The organism is Flavobacterium flavipigmentatum (genome assembly GCF_020911905.1).
GTDB lineage: Bacteria > Bacteroidota > Bacteroidia > Flavobacteriales > Flavobacteriaceae > Flavobacterium > Flavobacterium flavipigmentatum.
Window position 1 is genome coordinate 1,376,049 of the sequence record NZ_CP087133.1, and the last position, 16,519, is coordinate 1,392,567.

The window sequence follows — 16,519 nt, forward strand, 5'->3', positions numbered from 1 at the left end:
AAAATTTGTTAAAAATTGATGTAACAATGAAGAAAAATCAAATCTCAATCGTTTTCAAATCCTTTTTTGTGATTTTAATACTCTTGGTTTCAAGTTTTGCAATTGCTCAGGAAAAAGAGAGTTTTGATAATCGTAGTAATTTCTGGGATAAAGTGCAATTTGGTGGAGGTCTTGGGTTAGGGATAGGTTCTGGCTACACGGATATTTCTGTCATGCCAAGTGCTATCTATAATGTAAATGAGATTATTGCAGTTGGTGCCGGATTGCAATTTGGTTATTTAGCATCAAAAAATTATTATAATTCTTTTGTTTATGGAGGAAGTTTGGTTACGCTTGTAAATCCTATTCCGGAACTTCAATTGTCTGCAGAATTAGAGCAGGTGCGCGTAAATACAGATTACAAAGCAAATAATGTAAGGCCCGCGTTTTCGGATAATTATTGGAACACTGCTTTATATCTCGGAGCGGGTTACCGAAACGGAGGCGTTACTGTTGGAGCTCGCTACGATGTTTTGTATAATGACAAAAAAAGTCTTTACGGGTCAGCATTTATGCCATTTGTCAGGGTTTATTTCTAGCCTGGTTAAGTTTTAGAAAGGGATTATTAATTATTGTTTTATTTTCTTCTAAGTTAGCTCTGGTTGTTCAATATTTTTCAAAAAAGTAAAACGGAGTTTTTTTAAACAAAAAAAGAGAGAAATTGTTTTCCTCTCTTTTAAGTATTTTTTAGATTTTATCTTCAAAATAATTTCCTCTAGGATATGGTACTGGTTAAACCTACTAAATTAGTGCTTAACGCAGTAACCATTTTCCTGAGAATTCCAATATCAACCATCAATATCGGAATGTGCTCAACTTTTTTCATTATTGAGCGCCTACAAATTAAAAAAAACATGACTAAATTTTAAATAAGGCAAATTGTCAACTTCTTGTATTCGTTATATTTAGTCTTTTTCAATAGATTGAAAAAGCGCTACATTTTTATTATACATCCTCTTATGTTAAGACTTGTACAATATACTATCCAGTACAAACGTGCAAATAAGTACCTTGAATGCTTTTTTGCTCACTTACTGTTAATTCTTCAGCATCTTCTAGGGTTAGTATATTTTGTATCATAATTATAGTTTTTTAATTAAAGCTTTTTTTTATCACTCGAGATTATTCGCTCGTGTTTTTTTATTACAATTCTATTTATGCTGTTCTTTCTAAAACATGAATTTCTTCGGCAAAATCGTTTAAAAAATATTTAAGCTCACTAATATCGTATTCGTTCGGAAAAACTTTTTCATTAACAATTTTTACCGGAGTGTAATTAAAGTTATTTTTCTGGCACCACTCATATTGTTTGTTGATCTCCTGTGTGATCATCGCGCTTGTGCCATCGATAGACCATTTTTTTAGCCATTTGTCTAGTTCCATTTTTTTAATGTGCCAGTCAGAAATCGCCTCAACCGTTTTTCCAGGGGTCGATCTATAAATCATCAGTAATCTTTCTACCACTGTCTTAAACGGATTTTCATTGTTTTCCGGATTGACATTAAATAAAACATTCAAAAATATTTTATCCGGAAATTTCAAAACCAAGTCGAATGCTTCCTGAAAAGTTTTATGGCAATGTGTACAACTCGGACTTATAATGATCGAAAGATTGATACTTGCTTTTTTATTCCCAAACTGCAAACCTCTTAAATCTGAAAATCCATCTATTTTAGGGATTCTTTGCGATAAGAAATTCAGTACGGAATAGTTTCGCTTGAATTTTTTCAATTCGTTAAGAGAAACCTCGTTGGTGATTCTGTTTTTAAGAATAGATTTTATCCCAAGCCAAATCGTCAATAATAAAACGAAAGAAAACAGAAAAGGAAAAACATTTGATGTACTAAAGACCAATGTAAAGTTGCTGGAGGTAAACCAGACAATACTTTGCGAAACGATCAAAAAAGATACAATAAGACAAAGTGTGCACCATTTTCTAATTTCAAATTTCTGAATCCACACAGACAATACAATAATAGGTATAGAAAGTAAACTTAAGAACCCTACGAAAACAGCTGATTCAAATGGTAATAACAAAATGGACAACAAACTTGAGCTGAAAAAAATCAGCGGTAAATCGGTAAAACTGATCCATTTGTTGATTCTTCGTAAATCGGATCGTATCACCGAATCACACGAAATCGCCGAACCTAGATTGCAGAATCTTGAATTTAAATTAGGACTTAAACCTATTTTTTTATCTACGATAAGAACACTAAATGCGAACCCTAATAAGGATGTAATTAAAAAAGCAATGCTAAAAGTGTTGTAGTGATTGTAAACAAAAGATAATCCAGCTAACAAGAATACTGGCAATGCATATTTTAGCCATTTAAAACCAATCGAAGATTCTTCATTTAGTAACAATTTATTCTCTTCGATAGCGACAATTACGCCGTCCCAACCAGTTAAAAATTCTTCGTACGATATTTTTTGAATGCCTTCTTTGTCCGAATAAATTCTTACGTTTTTCTTGTTTTTTTCGACCAAAGTCAATTCTTGTTTGTAATAAGCTAAAAATGATTTTGGTAAATCAAGTATCTGTTCTTTCGAAATTCTTACCGCTGCGTTCTCAATTGACAACAAATCTAAAGAGTCTGTTATCGCAAACAAACTAGGATAATTTGGGTGCGATAGAAACAAGTCTTCAAACTCATTTTTTAGGTTTGAATACTTATTGATTTGAAGATATTTTTGAACAATTTTAACCATCACTTTTGAACTATTATAATCGAAATAATAAGACAAATATTGGGGTTTTTATTTGAAAAACGATGCTCCAATCACACTTTTTATTAATAATAGATCATACAATTTATAAATTATATAAGTACAGTATTAGCAATTAAATATTTGATTTTAAAAAGATTACGATTTTTATTGATTGTGTAAAACGCCCGAAACCCCATTCTTGATTAAAGGCTTTGCTTTTTGTCTAGTTTTGAAATAGTGCTAACCACAAAACGTAAAATTATGTCAATTTCAACATTTAAATTAGAAGATTTCAAAAGCGAAAAATTATCAAAAAATCAGCAAAAAACAGTCCGTGGAGGAGATGGGGCAAATCCAAATTCGGGATCTGATCCGGGAAAAACCGGTGGTAATGGAAACAACTAAGAATTTAATACAAATAAAATTCTAGTTAGATATTATTCGCAAATTGAGCTGGAGATACTCCAGTTCTTTTGCGAAATGATTTTGCAAAAGAAACGGCATTCTTAAAGCCTACACTTTCTGCGATGGCTTGTGTAGAATATTTTCGATACATGTGATTGGTAATCATTTCATTGATTACATAATTTATCTTCAATTCGTTAGAATATTCTCCAAATGATTTTCCGAATCTTTTGTTCACCACATACGATAAATAGGTAGTATTTGTTTTGATTTTTTTGGCTACATAAGGTAACGTAAAATCGGCGTTTAGGTATTCCAGTTTATTTTCGAGGGCTAATAATTTTTCTACAATCCTATTTTCTTTAGCCTCATCCAAAGTTAAGTTGACAACGTCCTTTTTAATTGGGCTGTCCTCTATCGCTTCAGGTACGGCTAATTCTGGTTCTGGATTGTTTTTCTTTTCGAGGTTGATTTTAAATTCTTCAATCAAGGCATTCATTTTTTTGCGCGCTTTGATTTTATCTTTTCTGTTTTTTATCAATAAAAAAATGATACCAACAACTAATACTCCGTAAAATGCCTTTAAAATTTTATTCCATAAGACATCATATTTGTATTTTTCCTCAATAAGAAGCATCTCAGCATCAAGATCATTAAGTCCTAGTTTTAAATTTACCTCTAACACATCATGATCAAGTTTGGTTTCGAATTTTTCGTAATTATTGAGATAAATTTTAGAATGCTTATAAGCGAGTTCGGGCTCTTTTAGGATGTTGTAAATTTTTGCCTGATAATAATTTGATTTTAGAAAATCTATTTCATTGGCCTTAGATAAAGCTGCAATCGAATCGGTTTTTTTAAAAAACACCAATGCTTTACGGTATTTTTTCTGAACAAAATAAAAATCCCCAAGGTTATAGTTGGCAACGCATAAATCGTCCTGAAGCTTATTCTGCTGGGCAAAAATAATAATATCGTAATAAATTTTTTCTGCATTGGCATAATCGCTTTTTATGCTATAAATATTACCTAAGCTAAGTTTAGCGACCATTTTATTATCTGTAAAAAGCTCAGAATAGTAAACTGTTTTTTTATAAAAATACTCCGCAGAATCGAGCAGGAATCTTTTATTTTTATTCTTCATAAAATAACTTTCATACGAAGAACCTAAAGTAAGATTGGTATTGCTTTTAATGTTTAAAAATTGCTCTTTGTTATAAACGTTTTCGTTTTGATCTACAAAATCATTTAACTGGCGTAAATTTTTTATTGCCAGTTGATAATTGCCAACTTTGTCGTTGATCAATGCAATATTGCCTTTAAACTTGGCGATCTGAATAATATCTTGCAGTGCTACCGAGAGCTTCATTCCGGTATGAAAAATTTCTAAAGCTTTCCCAAAATTACCTCTTTTCCATTCACTTAATCCTCCATAATTATATATATAGGATTTTAGCTGTATTTTATCATTAGAATCTGGCATCTTATCCAAATACTTAAAAGCCAAAATGTAGTTTTCTTTTGATTTTTCCGGTTTTCCTTTGAGTTGGTATAAATAAGACATGGCAGCAGTAGCAAAAGCCAAATGCTTATTGTTATTGGATTTGGCGAGCTGCTTGGCATATATAAAAGAGCTGTCAATGTTAGAGTTGGCGCTCAGTCTGATCTTTGCTTGCAATTGGATATACTCTTCCTGGCTCAAAACATTCTTTTGTTGAGCAAAAACACTATTTAAGATAAAAAGAAGCAAAATAGAGATGGTAAACCTCATTCAATTTGTTTTGGAAACTCAAATTTAGCTTATAAATAACCAAAAAGCTAGAATTAATGCTTCTTATTTTATTTAAATTTTTGATCTCTTATAAAAAATATAACAATTTAAGTATATTTTGTTATATTTTTATTCCGTAAATTTGTTTTCTAAAAACTAGAAAAAATGAAACCAGACTTATTTCAAGCGCCAGATTACTATAACCTCGACGATTTATTATCAGAAGAACATAAATTAGTTCGCGAATCGGCTCGTGCATGGGTAAAAAGAGAAGTTTCACCCATTATAGAAGAGTACGCTCAAAAGGCAGAATTTCCAAAACAAATTATAAAAGGACTTGGAGAAATAGGTGGTTTTGGCCCTTATATTCCTGTAGAATATGGAGGAGCAGGGCTAGATCAAATTTCATACGGACTCATTATGCAGGAAATCGAGCGCGGTGATTCTGGTGTAAGATCAACATCATCGGTGCAGTCTTCTTTGGTAATGTACCCGATATGGAAATATGGAAACGAAGAACAAAGAATGAAATATTTGCCAAAATTGGCAACAGGAGAATTCATGGGCTGTTTTGGCTTGACCGAACCAGACCATGGTTCTGACCCAGGAAGTATGATTACCAATTTTAAAGACATGGGCGATCATTATCTTTTAAATGGTGCTAAAATGTGGATCTCAAATGCTCCTTTTGCAGATATTGCAGTAGTTTGGGCCAAAAATGAAGAAGGTAGAATACACGGATTAATTGTAGAACGCGGTATGGAAGGTTTTACAACTCCAGAAACGCACAATAAATGGTCACTTCGAGCTTCGTCTACCGGCGAATTGATTTTTGACAATGTAAAAGTGCCTAAAGAAAATTTATTACCAAATAAGTCAGGATTAGGAGCGCCGCTGGGTTGTCTGGATTCGGCTCGTTACGGAATTGCATGGGGAGCCATTGGTGCTGCTATGGATTGTTACGATACCGCTTTGCGTTATGCAAAAGAAAGAGTTCAGTTCGGGAAACCAATTGGCGGTACACAATTGCAACAAAAAAAACTGGCCGAAATGATCACCGAAATCACCAAAGCACAATTGCTAACATGGCGTCTGGGTGTTTTAAGAAACGAAGGAAAAGCAACTACGGCACAGATTTCTATGGCAAAAAGAAACAATGTAGATATGGCCATTCATATCGCGCGAGAAGCACGTCAGATGCTAGGCGGTATGGGAATTACAGGCGAATATTCGATCATGCGCCACATGATGAATCTGGAGAGTGTTATTACCTACGAAGGAACTCATGATATTCATTTGCTTATTACAGGAATGGATGTAACGGGCATTCCAGCTTTTAAATAGCAGGCAACTATTAGCCGATATACAAAATCAATATAAAAAGCTTCTTGTTATCAAGAAGCTTTTTATATTTGCATAAAAATTACACACATGAATATTGAAGCCATCAATACCAGCATTCAACCTCAAAAAGAGCAACTTCTACAACATTCATTATACAATAAAATTCAAAATATAGACGATTTGCATCGCTTTTTAGAAAGTCATGTATTTGCCGTTTGGGATTTTATGTCTTTATTAAAAGCATTGCAAGCCAAACTTACTTGTACTACAACACCGTGGTTTGCGACCAAAAATCCGCAGACAAGATATTTGATTAATGAAATCGTTCTTGCCGAAGAAACAGACCTTACAATAGACGGAAGAAGACAAAGCCATTACGAAATGTATCTCGAGGCAATGGAAGATTGTGGTGCCGACACATCGGGAATCAATAACTTTTTGGCCGAGGTAAATTCGCTTCATAATATTTTTGTCGCTATCAAACAAAGTAATCTGCATCCGGATGTAAAAGCTTTTCTTGATTTTACTTTTAGAGTAATCGAAGAAGGAAAACCACATCAAATTGCAGCTGCTTTTACTTTCGGAAGAGAAGATTTAATTCCGAGTATGTTTACGGCGATCCTAAAAAACTTCCAGAAAAACTTACCTGAAATAAATTTAAGCAAATTGCTTTATTATTTTGAAAGACATATCGAATTGGATGCCGATGAGCACGGTCCTATGGCAATGCAAATGATCAATGATTTGTGTGAGAATGATGCACAAAAGTGGAAAGAAGTTGAAGAAATTTCAATTCTCGCTTTAGAAAGACGCATTGGACTCTGGAACTCTATCGAAGAGCAGATTGTGATGAAAGCCGAAATGGCTTAAAAACCGCTGTTACTTTTTTAACGTAACTATTTGTTTAGAATGTCCCATAATATAATCGCTATACATTATGAAAATACAGTCCAAACAAATAGTTGTGTTTTTATTCTCCCTACTGCTTTTTAGCTGTAACTCCGAGGAAATGTCCTCAGAGACCATACCGCAGGTCACGCCGCCTGTTATCATACAGCCCAATCCTGTAACTCCAATTGTGGGCAATATCCATTATTTGGCTTTGGGCGACAGTTATACCATTGGTCAAAGTGTTTGCGAAACATGTCGTTTTCCAGAACAGCTCAAATCAAGTCTTAGTTCGGTTTATCCTGGTGCCAGCTTTTCATTAAAAGTTATCGCTACCACAGGCTGGACAACTTCCAGCTTAATTTCGGCACTAAATACACAAAATCTCACACCCAATTATGACTTGGTTACGTTATTAATCGGAGTCAATAATCAGTACCAAAGCATCAATTTCTCGGTCTACCAGAAAGAATTTCCAGAACTCGTGACCAAAGCAATAACCTTGGCCAAAGGAGACAAAAAAAATGTAGTGGTCATTTCTATTCCCGATTATGCCTACACACCTTACAGCACCCTTTACGATGCTGCTGGAAAAAATAAAATTTCAGAAGAAATAGACGCTTACAATAAGTTTGCAGAAAATTATTGCATCGCCAACGGAGTAGTTTTTGCCTCCATCACCGACATCACCAGAAAAGGCATCGAAATTCCCAGTTTAGTAGCCTCAGATGGTTTGCATCCTTCAAAATCTGCTTATACCCTGTTTGTAGAGCGCATGTTGCCAAAAGTAAAAATTGCGTTGCAGGACTAATCTTTTTTTTAGGAGCAGCAGTTTTGTTTCCAGAACAACACCTGTCCCGCTATTCGCTGTATCTCTTATGACGAACCCCGCCACAAGAGGATGTCGCTTCTATCGGGGCTGATCCAGACGTTTTGGTATTTTGCAGACCTTTGGCATCTTGACTGGAAATGGCTACTTATTAATTTGTGCTTTCAATAATTCGATACAGTATACTACAAATAAAGATGATCATTACGAAGCTGTTTTAGTTTTACTTCACAAGAAGTCCTCAATTGTAAATCCTTTCGCTTCTTTCAAAAACAAAATCCAAACGTGATTTCGTGAACTAGTAATTTAGTTTTGTTGACTCCCGTTAAATTTTATCAACGAGTAATTGATTTGGATGCAGTGTAATAACTTTTCTTTTTTAATAGATGTATTTTTCCTGAAATTGATTATAATTGACCTATTTGTGCAAATTGAGGGTAAAGTAAAGAGAATTATATCCTAACTTTACATTTGCTTTTTGTTAGTATATTCAACATCACAAAGGAAATTATAGCGCATATAGTAAACAAAAAAATAATCGAAATTGAAAATTTTTCCTAACTACATCCAAGCTGATTCTAAAGATTGCGGCCCTACATGTTTAAAAATAATTGCCAGGCATTTTGGAAAAACGATTCATATTCAGGAGTTAAGAGATTTTAGCGAGACCACACGAGAAGGCAGTAATTTGCTTTTTTTGAGTGAAGCCGCCGAGAAAATTGGTTTTAGAACATTAGGCGTAAAATTAAGTCTCGAAAGACTCGAAGATGCACCCTTGCCATGTGTTCTGCACTGGAACAATGATCATTATGTGGTACTTTATAAAATAAAAAAAGGCATTTATTATATTTCTGATCCAGCTTTTGGATTAATTGAATATAATAAAAAAGAGTTCCTTAAATTCTGGATAGGAAATAATGCAGACGACACCACTCAGGAAGGAATTGCCTTGTTGATGGAAGCTACTCCACAGTTTTTTCAGTCAGAATTTGATAAAGAAGACAACAAGGGATTAGGTTTTGGCATGTTAGCGCAATATGTTTTACGGTACAAATCTTTTTTGGTGCAGTTGAGTATTGGCTTGTTAGCGAGTAGTTTGTTGCAGCTTATTTTTCCGTTTCTAACCCAAAGCATTGTCGATGTTGGGATTCAAAATCAAAACATTCATTTTATATATTTAATTCTTTTTGCACAATTGTTTTTATTTGCGGGAAGAACAGGTTTAGAATTGATACGAAGCTGGATTTTATTGCATCTTTCTACCCGCATAAATATTTCGCTTATTTCAGATTTCTTTATTAAATTGATGAATTTGCCCATCTCCTTTTTTGATGTTCGAATGACGGGTGATATCATGCAACGCATCAACGATCACCGCAGAATCGAACGAATTCTGACGACATCATCACTGAATGTTTTGTTTTCTGTGATTAATATGGTGATTATGGGGGGCGTTTTGGCGTATTATAATATAAAGATATTTTTTGTATTTTTTGCAGGGAGTCTCTTGTACTTTGGCTGGATTACATTATTTCTTAAAAGAAGAGAAGTTTTAGATTACAAGCGTTTTGCTGAGGTGTCAAGCGAGCAAAGCAAGGTGATGGAACTCATAAACGGCATGCAGGAAATCAAGTTGCACAACGCTGAGAAACAAAAACGCTGGGGCTGGGAGTATGTGCAGGCAAGATTGTTTAGAGTTTCTATAAAAGGATTGGTTTTGGAGCAAGCACAAACGATAGGTTCCTCTGTGATCAACGAATTAAAGAATATTTTTATCATATTTTTATCGGCAAAATTGGTTATTGATGGTTCGATCACACTCGGGATGATGTTGGCCATAAGTTCGATCGTGGGTAGTTTAAACGGTCCAATTACACAACTTATTGAGTTTGTCCGAGAGCTGCAAGATGCCAAAATATCTTTGGCGAGATTATCCGAAATTCATGATAAGGAAGACGAAACACAACAAGAAATGCATCAAACCAATGATGTTCCGTATAACGCTGATATTACGATAAAAAACCTTTCTTATCGTTATTTAGGATCTGATATTCCTGTTTTGCAGGATTTAAATTTGAGAATACCCGCCAATAAAGTTACCGCAATAGTAGGCGTTAGCGGAAGCGGTAAAACTACTTTGATGAAATTGTTGCTCAAGTTTTATGAACCCGAAAAAGGAGAAGTCAATATTGGTAACACCCAACTTAAAAATATTTCGCAAAAAGCATGGCGATCCAACATTGGAGCTGTCATGCAGGAAGGATTTATTTTTAGCGATACTATTGCAAACAATATTGCGATAGGGGTAGACAAAGTAGATAAAGAAAAGCTGGTATATGCTGCCGATGTCGCTAATATAAAAGAATACATAAGCGAATTGCCTCTTGGTTATAACACCAAAATTGGTTCTGAAGGTTTGGGGATGAGTACAGGGCAGAAGCAACGATTGTTAATTGCCAGAGCAGTTTATAAAAATCCGGAAATTTTGTTTTTTGATGAAGCAACATCGGCATTAGATGCCAACAACGAGAAAGAAATCATGCGAAAATTAGATATTTTCTTTAAGGATAAAACCGTTATTGTAATAGCGCATCGATTGAGCACGGTAATGAATGCCGATCAAATTGTGGTTTTGGATAAGGGTAAAATTATCGAAATAGGAAGCCATAAGACATTGGTAGAAGAAAAAGGAAATTATTTTGAATTGGTTCGAAATCAATTACAATTAGGAAATTAATTATGACCGAAGACACTACATTTGAATTAAGAAGCGAAGAGGTACAGGATATTTTGACCAAAGTACCGCATTGGATGATCCGTTGGGGGTCTGTCCTGATATTGGGTATCTTGCTGATGTTGTTTTTTATATCTTGGTTTGTAAAATATCCAGATGTGGTTACTGCCGAGATTACAATTACAACCAACGTTCCACCGGAGAAAATTGTAGCAAAAGCTTCGGGTAGAATTGAAGCCATTTTAGTCAAAAATAAAGCGGTGGTGTCTAAAAACACTACCTTGGCCATTATCGAAAATACAGCCAATTATAAAGATGTTTTTTTACTGAAAAGTATCATTGAAAAGTATAATATTAATGATCCTAAAGTCGCTTTTCCTTTTTTATTATTAAAAAACACTCAGTTAGGTGAGATAGAAAGTGCTTATGCTGTTTTTCAAAAGGAGTATCAGGCACAGGAATTAAATCATAATTTACATCCTTTTGAAGTAGAAAGCAGGGCGCAAAGTTCTGAAAACATTCAGATAAAAGAACGCCTGGAGATTTTACAGCAGCAAAAAATTATTAACGAAAGTGAATTGCAGCTGCAAAAAAATGAGGTGACACGATTTGAGACTTTGTTCAATAAAGGCATTATTTCAACTCAGGAAATGGAGGCAAAAAAGCTGAGTTACCTTCAGGCGCAAAAAAGTTACAAAAGTCTGCTGTCGTCTATTTCGCAACTAAAATCTTCTTTGATAGACAATACAAAATCTAGTCAGAATTTGCAAATAAACAGCACAAGAGAAGAGGTGAATTTAGGACGTAATATGACACAATCTTTCTACCAGCTTAAAAAAGTGATTAAGGATTGGGAGCTTAATTATACCTTACAATCATCAGTTAACGGAGTGGTTACTTTTTTGCAGGTCTGGAACGAAAATCAGACCATTAATGTTGGCGATAATGTTTTTTCTATTATTCCGGATGCCCGAAACGGTTTTGTCGGAAAAGTAAAAGCGCCAGCTTTGAATTCGGGAAAAATAAAATCGGGGCAAAAAGTAAACATACGATTGGCCAATTTTCCGGACAGAGAATTTGGTGTTTTAAAAGGTACAATTCAAAACATTGCTTTGGTTCCTGATAAAGAAGGTAATTTATTGATTGATGTAGCTTTGCCAAATGGTTTGAAAACTTCGTATAAAAAACAAATTATTTTTCAGCAGGAAATGAAGGGCAGCGCAGAGATTGTTACAGAAGATTTACGATTAATAGAGCGAATTTTATACCAGTTCAAGAGTGTTTTTGAACAGGTTTAAGATTACATTTTTAGATAAAAATCTTTCGTTAGCTCAATATATTCGGGAGTATAAATGTGTCTTTCGGTTTCTATGGTCAGTTCGTCGATTTCAATTTCTTGAATGTCATCTCGGCCAAAAGCTAATAAACTGCGTTTGACAGGTGAAGTCAAATTTCCTTTTACACGAGTGATTTTTAAAGGATATAATTCGAATTCTTTGGCTAATGCGATAAAGTTTTCTTCTTCTTTGAAGGGTAGAATTACAGCAAAAATTCCGTTTTCAGAAAGCAATAAATCGGCGGCTTCTACGAGCTCTTCAAAAGGCATTGCATCTTGAAAACGTGCCAAATCACGTTGTTCGTTTTCGGTTTTAAAATCTTCAGAATAAAAAGGCGGATTCGAAACAATTAAGTCGTATTCGTCTTCTGGTTCGGCTATAAATTCATCTAAACCAGCATGAAAACAAAATAATCGGTCGCCCCAAGGTGAGTTTTCAAAATTTTCAACAGCTTGTTCATAAGCTTCTTCATCGATTTCAAGCGCATCAATTTGTTCCGCATGCGTTCGCTGAGCTATCATTAAAGCAATAATTCCAGTTCCTGCACCAATATCCAAAACGCTAAAAGGCTGATGATGCACAGGAGCCCAGGCGCCCAATAAGACACCATCGGTACCCACTTTCATAGCACAGCGATCTTGATTAACGATAAATTGCTTGAATTGAAACACTAGATTTAAGATTTGAGATTAACGAGTGTTGATTTTTGATTTTCTTCGATTAAACAATTAACCGATTAAACAAATCAACTTCTAAAGGTACATTTCCACCAATCCTTCCGGAAGGTTCATAATTACCTTTTTATTGTCTCGATCAATTTTTACCAAAAAATGGTCAATCATCGGGATAAGCATTTCGACTTCACCATTCAAAACTTCAAAAAGAGGTTGAGCGGTAGTGTCGTTTACGGCAGCGATTTTTCCAAAAACGCCTAAACGCTGATCTTCTATTTCGAAACCAATAACTTCGTGGAAATAAAATTTGTTACCGGAAAGTTTTGGCAACATATTAAGGGGGAGATAGATCGCGTTACCCATAATGGCATCTGCATCTTCTTCGGTATTCATGTCTTCAAAACGAATTCTAAGAAAATCGTTTTTGTGTAAAGAACTTTTTTCAATAAAAAAAGGAACCAAGTGTTTGTTGCATTCAACAAACACTGATTCCAGATTTTCGTATAACTCAGGTTCGTCTGTGTCTAAATAAGCCAGAACTTCACCTTTGAAACTAAATTTTTTAGCGATTTTACCTAAATAAAAACATTCTTCTTTACGCATTATCGCTGGCTAAAATTATGCTTCAGTTGTTTCGTTATTTTCTTCAGCAGCAGGAGCTTCTTCAGTAGCAGCTTCAGCTTCTACTTCAGTAACTTCTTCTTCAACTGCAGGATTTGCAGCAGCGATAGCATCAGCTTCAGCTTGAGCTGCAGCAGCTAAACGCTTAGCATTAACTTCTTGCTCTGCTTTAAAAGCTTTAGATTTAGCATCAGCTTGCGCTTTTGATAAACCATCTTTTTTAGCGTCAACTTTTCCAGATTTAGCATCTAACCAAGCAGCCAATTTAGCATCAGCTTGCTCTTGAGTCAAAGCACCTTTGCGGATACCTCCATCAAGGTGGTGTTTCAATAACGCACCTTTGTAAGAAAGGATTGCTCTAGCAGTATCAGTAGGTTGAGCACCATTGTGCAACCATTTTACAGCGCTATCGATATTCAATTCGATAGTAGCAGGGTTTGTGTTTGGATTGTAAGTACCGATTTTCTCTAAGTATTTACCATCTCTTTTTGAGCGTGCATCTGCAGCTACAACCCAGTAAAAAGGTTTTTGTTTTTTACCGTGTCTTTGTAATCTAATTTTTACTGACATAATCGTATGATTAAATTTTGAGGTACTCGACCTCTGTTAATTAAGGGCGCAAAGATATAATTTTTTTCTTAAATCTTCGTTCAAAACGCTATTAAAAATGCGGGACTTGTTTTTTTGCTGTATTTTTATAGTTTTGGACGCTCTTTTTTAATCATTTCTCTGAAATACAATACTTTTGCTTTGCATTTTAAGTTAATTATTATTGGTATGAAAAAATACTTGCTTTTGTTATCTCTTGTTATTTTGTCTTCTTCTTGCACAGAAGAGATAAAATTTAATAATCCTGCTTTTCAAACTTTAAAAAATAATGTTTTTTGGAGAGCTCAGAATTATAATGCTTTTTTAAATGAGGATGGAGGATTGATTATCGTAGGTCAATTAGGCTACGAAAAAGTGACTTTGCGAAGCACTTCTACAAATGAGAAGACTTATATGTTGGGACTCAATAATTTTTCTACTGCTTCTTATTCAAATTCGCTGCAAGGGCAACTTGCTGATTTTTCTACCGGAGTGAATAAAGGTAGCGGACAAATTGTAATAACAGAGTATGATAGCGAAGCCAATACGGTTTCTGGCACTTTTAGATTTAGTGCAATAAATGCTGATAATGAAGAGGTTGATCTATCCACGATTAATTTTACAGAAGGAGTTTTTTATAAAATTCCCTTAACTTTTAGTAGTTTAGAAAAGTAATAATTTCATTTATTAGGGGCTGATTTTAGAGGATTCTCATTTTTTTAATCAAAATAAAAACATAAATAAGCTAATATATAGTAGATTAGAGAAAAATAAGATTACATTTGCTATATTATTATAAATAAGTACATATGAACATTTTTGTTGGAAGCCTTCCATTCAGTATTGAGGAAGCAGATTTAAGAGAGTCTTTCGAGGCTTATGGAGCAGTTGATTCAGTTAAGATCATTACTGATAAATTTACTGGAAGAAGTAAAGGATTTGGTTTTGTTGAAATGACAAACGATGATGAAGCTCAAAAAGCAATCGACGAATTGAACGGAGCTACTGTTCAAGGACGCGCAATTGTGGTTAATAAATCTGAACCGAAACCAGAAGGTGAAAGAAGAAGCTTTAACAATAACAGCCGTGGTGGAGATTCACGCGGAGGTTATGGTGGAGGAAACAACCGTGGTGGAAATGACCGTGGTGGTAACAGAGGAGGATATTAATATTTTTTTCTAAATATATAAAAGGGATCAACGAAAGTTAATCCCTTTTTTTATGATAATTATTTCTCTGTAGTTTTTTTCGAATAAATATTAGCACCAAAAAGAATAGCTGAAAATACAAAAGGCATTACTGGCGAAATTTGATAGAAAAGATGTACGCCGGATTTAAAACCTTCAGTAAGAATATTATTTATGCCTAAGCCTATAAAAAAGAGGCAAAGCACAAAAAGTAAAAATTGTATTTTTAAATTTATTTTTATCATAATATGAATTGTTTCAGATTTCAGGTTCCAACAACTTGAAACCTGAAACAAAATTAAACTATAAATTCGCTACAAGCCAGTCTCCAACTTCGCTGGTCTTGTAGGCTTTTGTTCCTTTTGGAGCTAAATCTTCTGTAACAATGCCTTGTTCAAGCGATTTATTAACGACTGCTCTAATGGCTTCAGCCTCGTCTTTTAAACCAAAAGCATCTTCAAACATCATCGCAGCTGATAAAATGGTCGCCAAAGGATTTGCGATATTCAATCCTGTTGCTTGCGGGTACGACCCGTGTATTGGCTCGTATAATGAAGTGTGTTCTCCCACAGAAGCAGAAGGCATTAAACCCATAGAACCTGAAATTACCGAAGCTTCATCTGTTAAAATATCTCCGAATAAATTCTCAGTGATCAATACGTCATAAGAGTTTGGCCATTGAACCAAGCGCATGGCTACAGCATCTACAAATTCATAGGAAACTGTAACTTCAGGATAATCTTTTTCCATGGCCTGAACAGTTTCTCTCCATAAACGTGAAGTTTCTAAAACATTGGCTTTATCAACACAACACAGTTTTTTGCTACGAGTCATGGCTAATTCGAAACCTTTTTTTGCCAGACGTTGTACTTCGGCTCTGGTATATACACAATTATCAAAAGCAGTTTCTCCGCCGTCTTTTCTGCCTTTTTCTCCAAAGTAAATTCCGCCTGTTAATTCTCTTAAGAAAACCAAATCAGTTCCTTCGATTCTTTCTCTTTTTAAAGGAGAATTATCAATTAAAGAAGGAAAAGTGAAAGTAGGGCGTACGTTGGCAAACAAACCTAATTTTTTACGCATTAACAATAATCCTTGTTCAGGACGCACGGGTGCGCTAGGATCGTTATCGTATTTTGGATGTCCGATTGCTCCAAACAAAACGGCATCTGCTTTCATGCATATTTCGTGGGTTTCATCGGGATAAGGAACTCCAACGGCATCAATAGCACAAGCTCCTGTAAGAGCGGGTGTCCACGTTATTTCATGGTTGAATTTTTTTGCAATAGCATCAGATACTTTTACAGCTTCATTTATTACCTCAGGACCAATTCCGTCTCCTGCTAAAAGGGCTATGTTAAATTTCATTTTTTTTAAGTTTCTAAGTTTCAGA

General features: G+C 34.7%; 16 protein-coding genes. 9 read left to right on the forward strand and 7 right to left on the reverse strand.

What is annotated here, in order from left to right; all coding sequences use genetic code 11:
• Positions 1-26 precede the first annotated feature (26 nt).
• A complete protein-coding gene (locus LNP22_RS06355) occupies positions 27-578 on the forward strand; it encodes a hypothetical protein (RefSeq protein ID WP_229975822.1) in 552 nt (183 codons plus the stop codon).
• A 616-nt stretch (positions 579-1,194) separates the two neighbouring features.
• Here the strand turns inward: LNP22_RS06355 and LNP22_RS06360 are convergent.
• Positions 1,195-2,787 carry a vitamin K epoxide reductase family protein gene (locus tag LNP22_RS06360; protein ID WP_229975823.1) on the reverse strand — a complete coding sequence of 531 codons (1,593 nt, stop codon included), beginning with the start codon at positions 2,785-2,787 and terminating at the stop codon, positions 1,195-1,197.
• Positions 2,788-3,012: 225 nt separating this feature from the next.
• On the opposite strand from LNP22_RS06360, the gene LNP22_RS06365 reads away from it, so the two are divergent.
• Complete coding sequence (locus LNP22_RS06365) at positions 3,013-3,156, forward strand: rSAM-modified peptide (protein WP_210666709.1); 144 nt, start codon at positions 3,013-3,015, stop codon at positions 3,154-3,156.
• A gap of 25 nt (positions 3,157-3,181) precedes the next feature.
• Here LNP22_RS06365 and LNP22_RS06370 read toward each other — a convergent pair whose 3' ends face one another.
• Positions 3,182-4,927 carry an AraC family transcriptional regulator gene (locus LNP22_RS06370; protein ID WP_229975824.1) on the reverse strand — a complete coding sequence of 582 codons (1,746 nt, stop codon included), beginning with the start codon at positions 4,925-4,927 and terminating at the stop codon, positions 3,182-3,184.
• Positions 4,928-5,092: 165 nt separating this feature from the next.
• Between LNP22_RS06370 and LNP22_RS06375 the strand changes: the two genes are divergently transcribed.
• From LNP22_RS06375 to LNP22_RS06395, 5 genes are all read left to right on the forward strand, one after another.
• Positions 5,093-6,271 (forward strand): acyl-CoA dehydrogenase family protein, encoded by a 1,179-nt coding sequence (locus LNP22_RS06375; protein WP_229975825.1) that lies wholly within the window; start codon positions 5,093-5,095, stop codon positions 6,269-6,271.
• Positions 6,272-6,358: 87 nt separating this feature from the next.
• Entirely contained in the window at positions 6,359-7,141 is a 783-nt protein-coding gene (locus tag LNP22_RS06380; RefSeq protein WP_210666712.1) for a DUF3050 domain-containing protein, read from the forward strand.
• Positions 7,142-7,208: 67 nt separating this feature from the next.
• The gene (locus tag LNP22_RS06385; protein WP_229975826.1) at positions 7,209-7,970 is read left to right on the forward strand and encodes an SGNH/GDSL hydrolase family protein; all 762 of its coding nucleotides are present in this window, start codon (positions 7,209-7,211) and stop codon (positions 7,968-7,970) included.
• Between the two features lie 562 nt (positions 7,971-8,532).
• On the forward strand, positions 8,533-10,725 hold the full coding sequence (locus LNP22_RS06390) for a peptidase domain-containing ABC transporter (RefSeq protein ID WP_229975827.1): 2,193 nt from the start codon (positions 8,533-8,535) through the stop codon (positions 10,723-10,725).
• A gap of 2 nt (positions 10,726-10,727) precedes the next feature.
• The gene (locus LNP22_RS06395) at positions 10,728-12,020 is read left to right on the forward strand and encodes an HlyD family secretion protein (protein ID WP_229975828.1); all 1,293 of its coding nucleotides are present in this window, start codon (positions 10,728-10,730) and stop codon (positions 12,018-12,020) included.
• A gap of 2 nt (positions 12,021-12,022) precedes the next feature.
• Here LNP22_RS06395 and LNP22_RS06400 read toward each other — a convergent pair whose 3' ends face one another.
• The 3 genes from LNP22_RS06400 to LNP22_RS06410 form a co-directional block, all read right to left on the reverse strand.
• Entirely contained in the window at positions 12,023-12,685 is a 663-nt protein-coding gene (locus LNP22_RS06400) for a tRNA1(Val) (adenine(37)-N6)-methyltransferase (RefSeq protein ID WP_229975829.1), read from the reverse strand.
• A 126-nt stretch (positions 12,686-12,811) separates the two neighbouring features.
• Positions 12,812-13,336: a ribosome maturation factor RimM gene (rimM, locus tag LNP22_RS06405; protein WP_210666718.1), complete on the reverse strand. Its 525-nt coding sequence runs from the start codon at positions 13,334-13,336 to the stop codon at positions 12,812-12,814.
• A 15-nt stretch (positions 13,337-13,351) separates the two neighbouring features.
• Positions 13,352-13,924 (reverse strand): 30S ribosomal protein S16, encoded by a 573-nt coding sequence (locus LNP22_RS06410; protein ID WP_229975830.1) that lies wholly within the window; start codon positions 13,922-13,924, stop codon positions 13,352-13,354.
• 207 nt (positions 13,925-14,131) lie between these two features.
• On the opposite strand from LNP22_RS06410, the gene LNP22_RS06415 reads away from it, so the two are divergent.
• Together LNP22_RS06415 and rbp are read left to right on the forward strand one after the other, a co-directional pair.
• Positions 14,132-14,617: a DUF6252 domain-containing protein gene (locus LNP22_RS06415; protein ID WP_229975831.1), complete on the forward strand. Its 486-nt coding sequence runs from the start codon at positions 14,132-14,134 to the stop codon at positions 14,615-14,617.
• Positions 14,618-14,751: 134 nt separating this feature from the next.
• Entirely contained in the window at positions 14,752-15,111 is a 360-nt protein-coding gene (gene rbp / locus LNP22_RS06420) for an RNA-binding regulator (protein WP_210666721.1), read from the forward strand.
• A 59-nt stretch (positions 15,112-15,170) separates the two neighbouring features.
• Here rbp and LNP22_RS06425 read toward each other — a convergent pair whose 3' ends face one another.
• Together LNP22_RS06425 and leuB are read right to left on the reverse strand one after the other, a co-directional pair.
• Positions 15,171-15,374: a hypothetical protein gene (locus LNP22_RS06425; protein ID WP_229975832.1), complete on the reverse strand. Its 204-nt coding sequence runs from the start codon at positions 15,372-15,374 to the stop codon at positions 15,171-15,173.
• Positions 15,375-15,432: 58 nt separating this feature from the next.
• A complete protein-coding gene (gene leuB / locus LNP22_RS06430) occupies positions 15,433-16,494 on the reverse strand; it encodes a 3-isopropylmalate dehydrogenase (RefSeq protein WP_229975833.1) in 1,062 nt (353 codons plus the stop codon).
• Positions 16,495-16,519 lie beyond the last annotated feature (25 nt).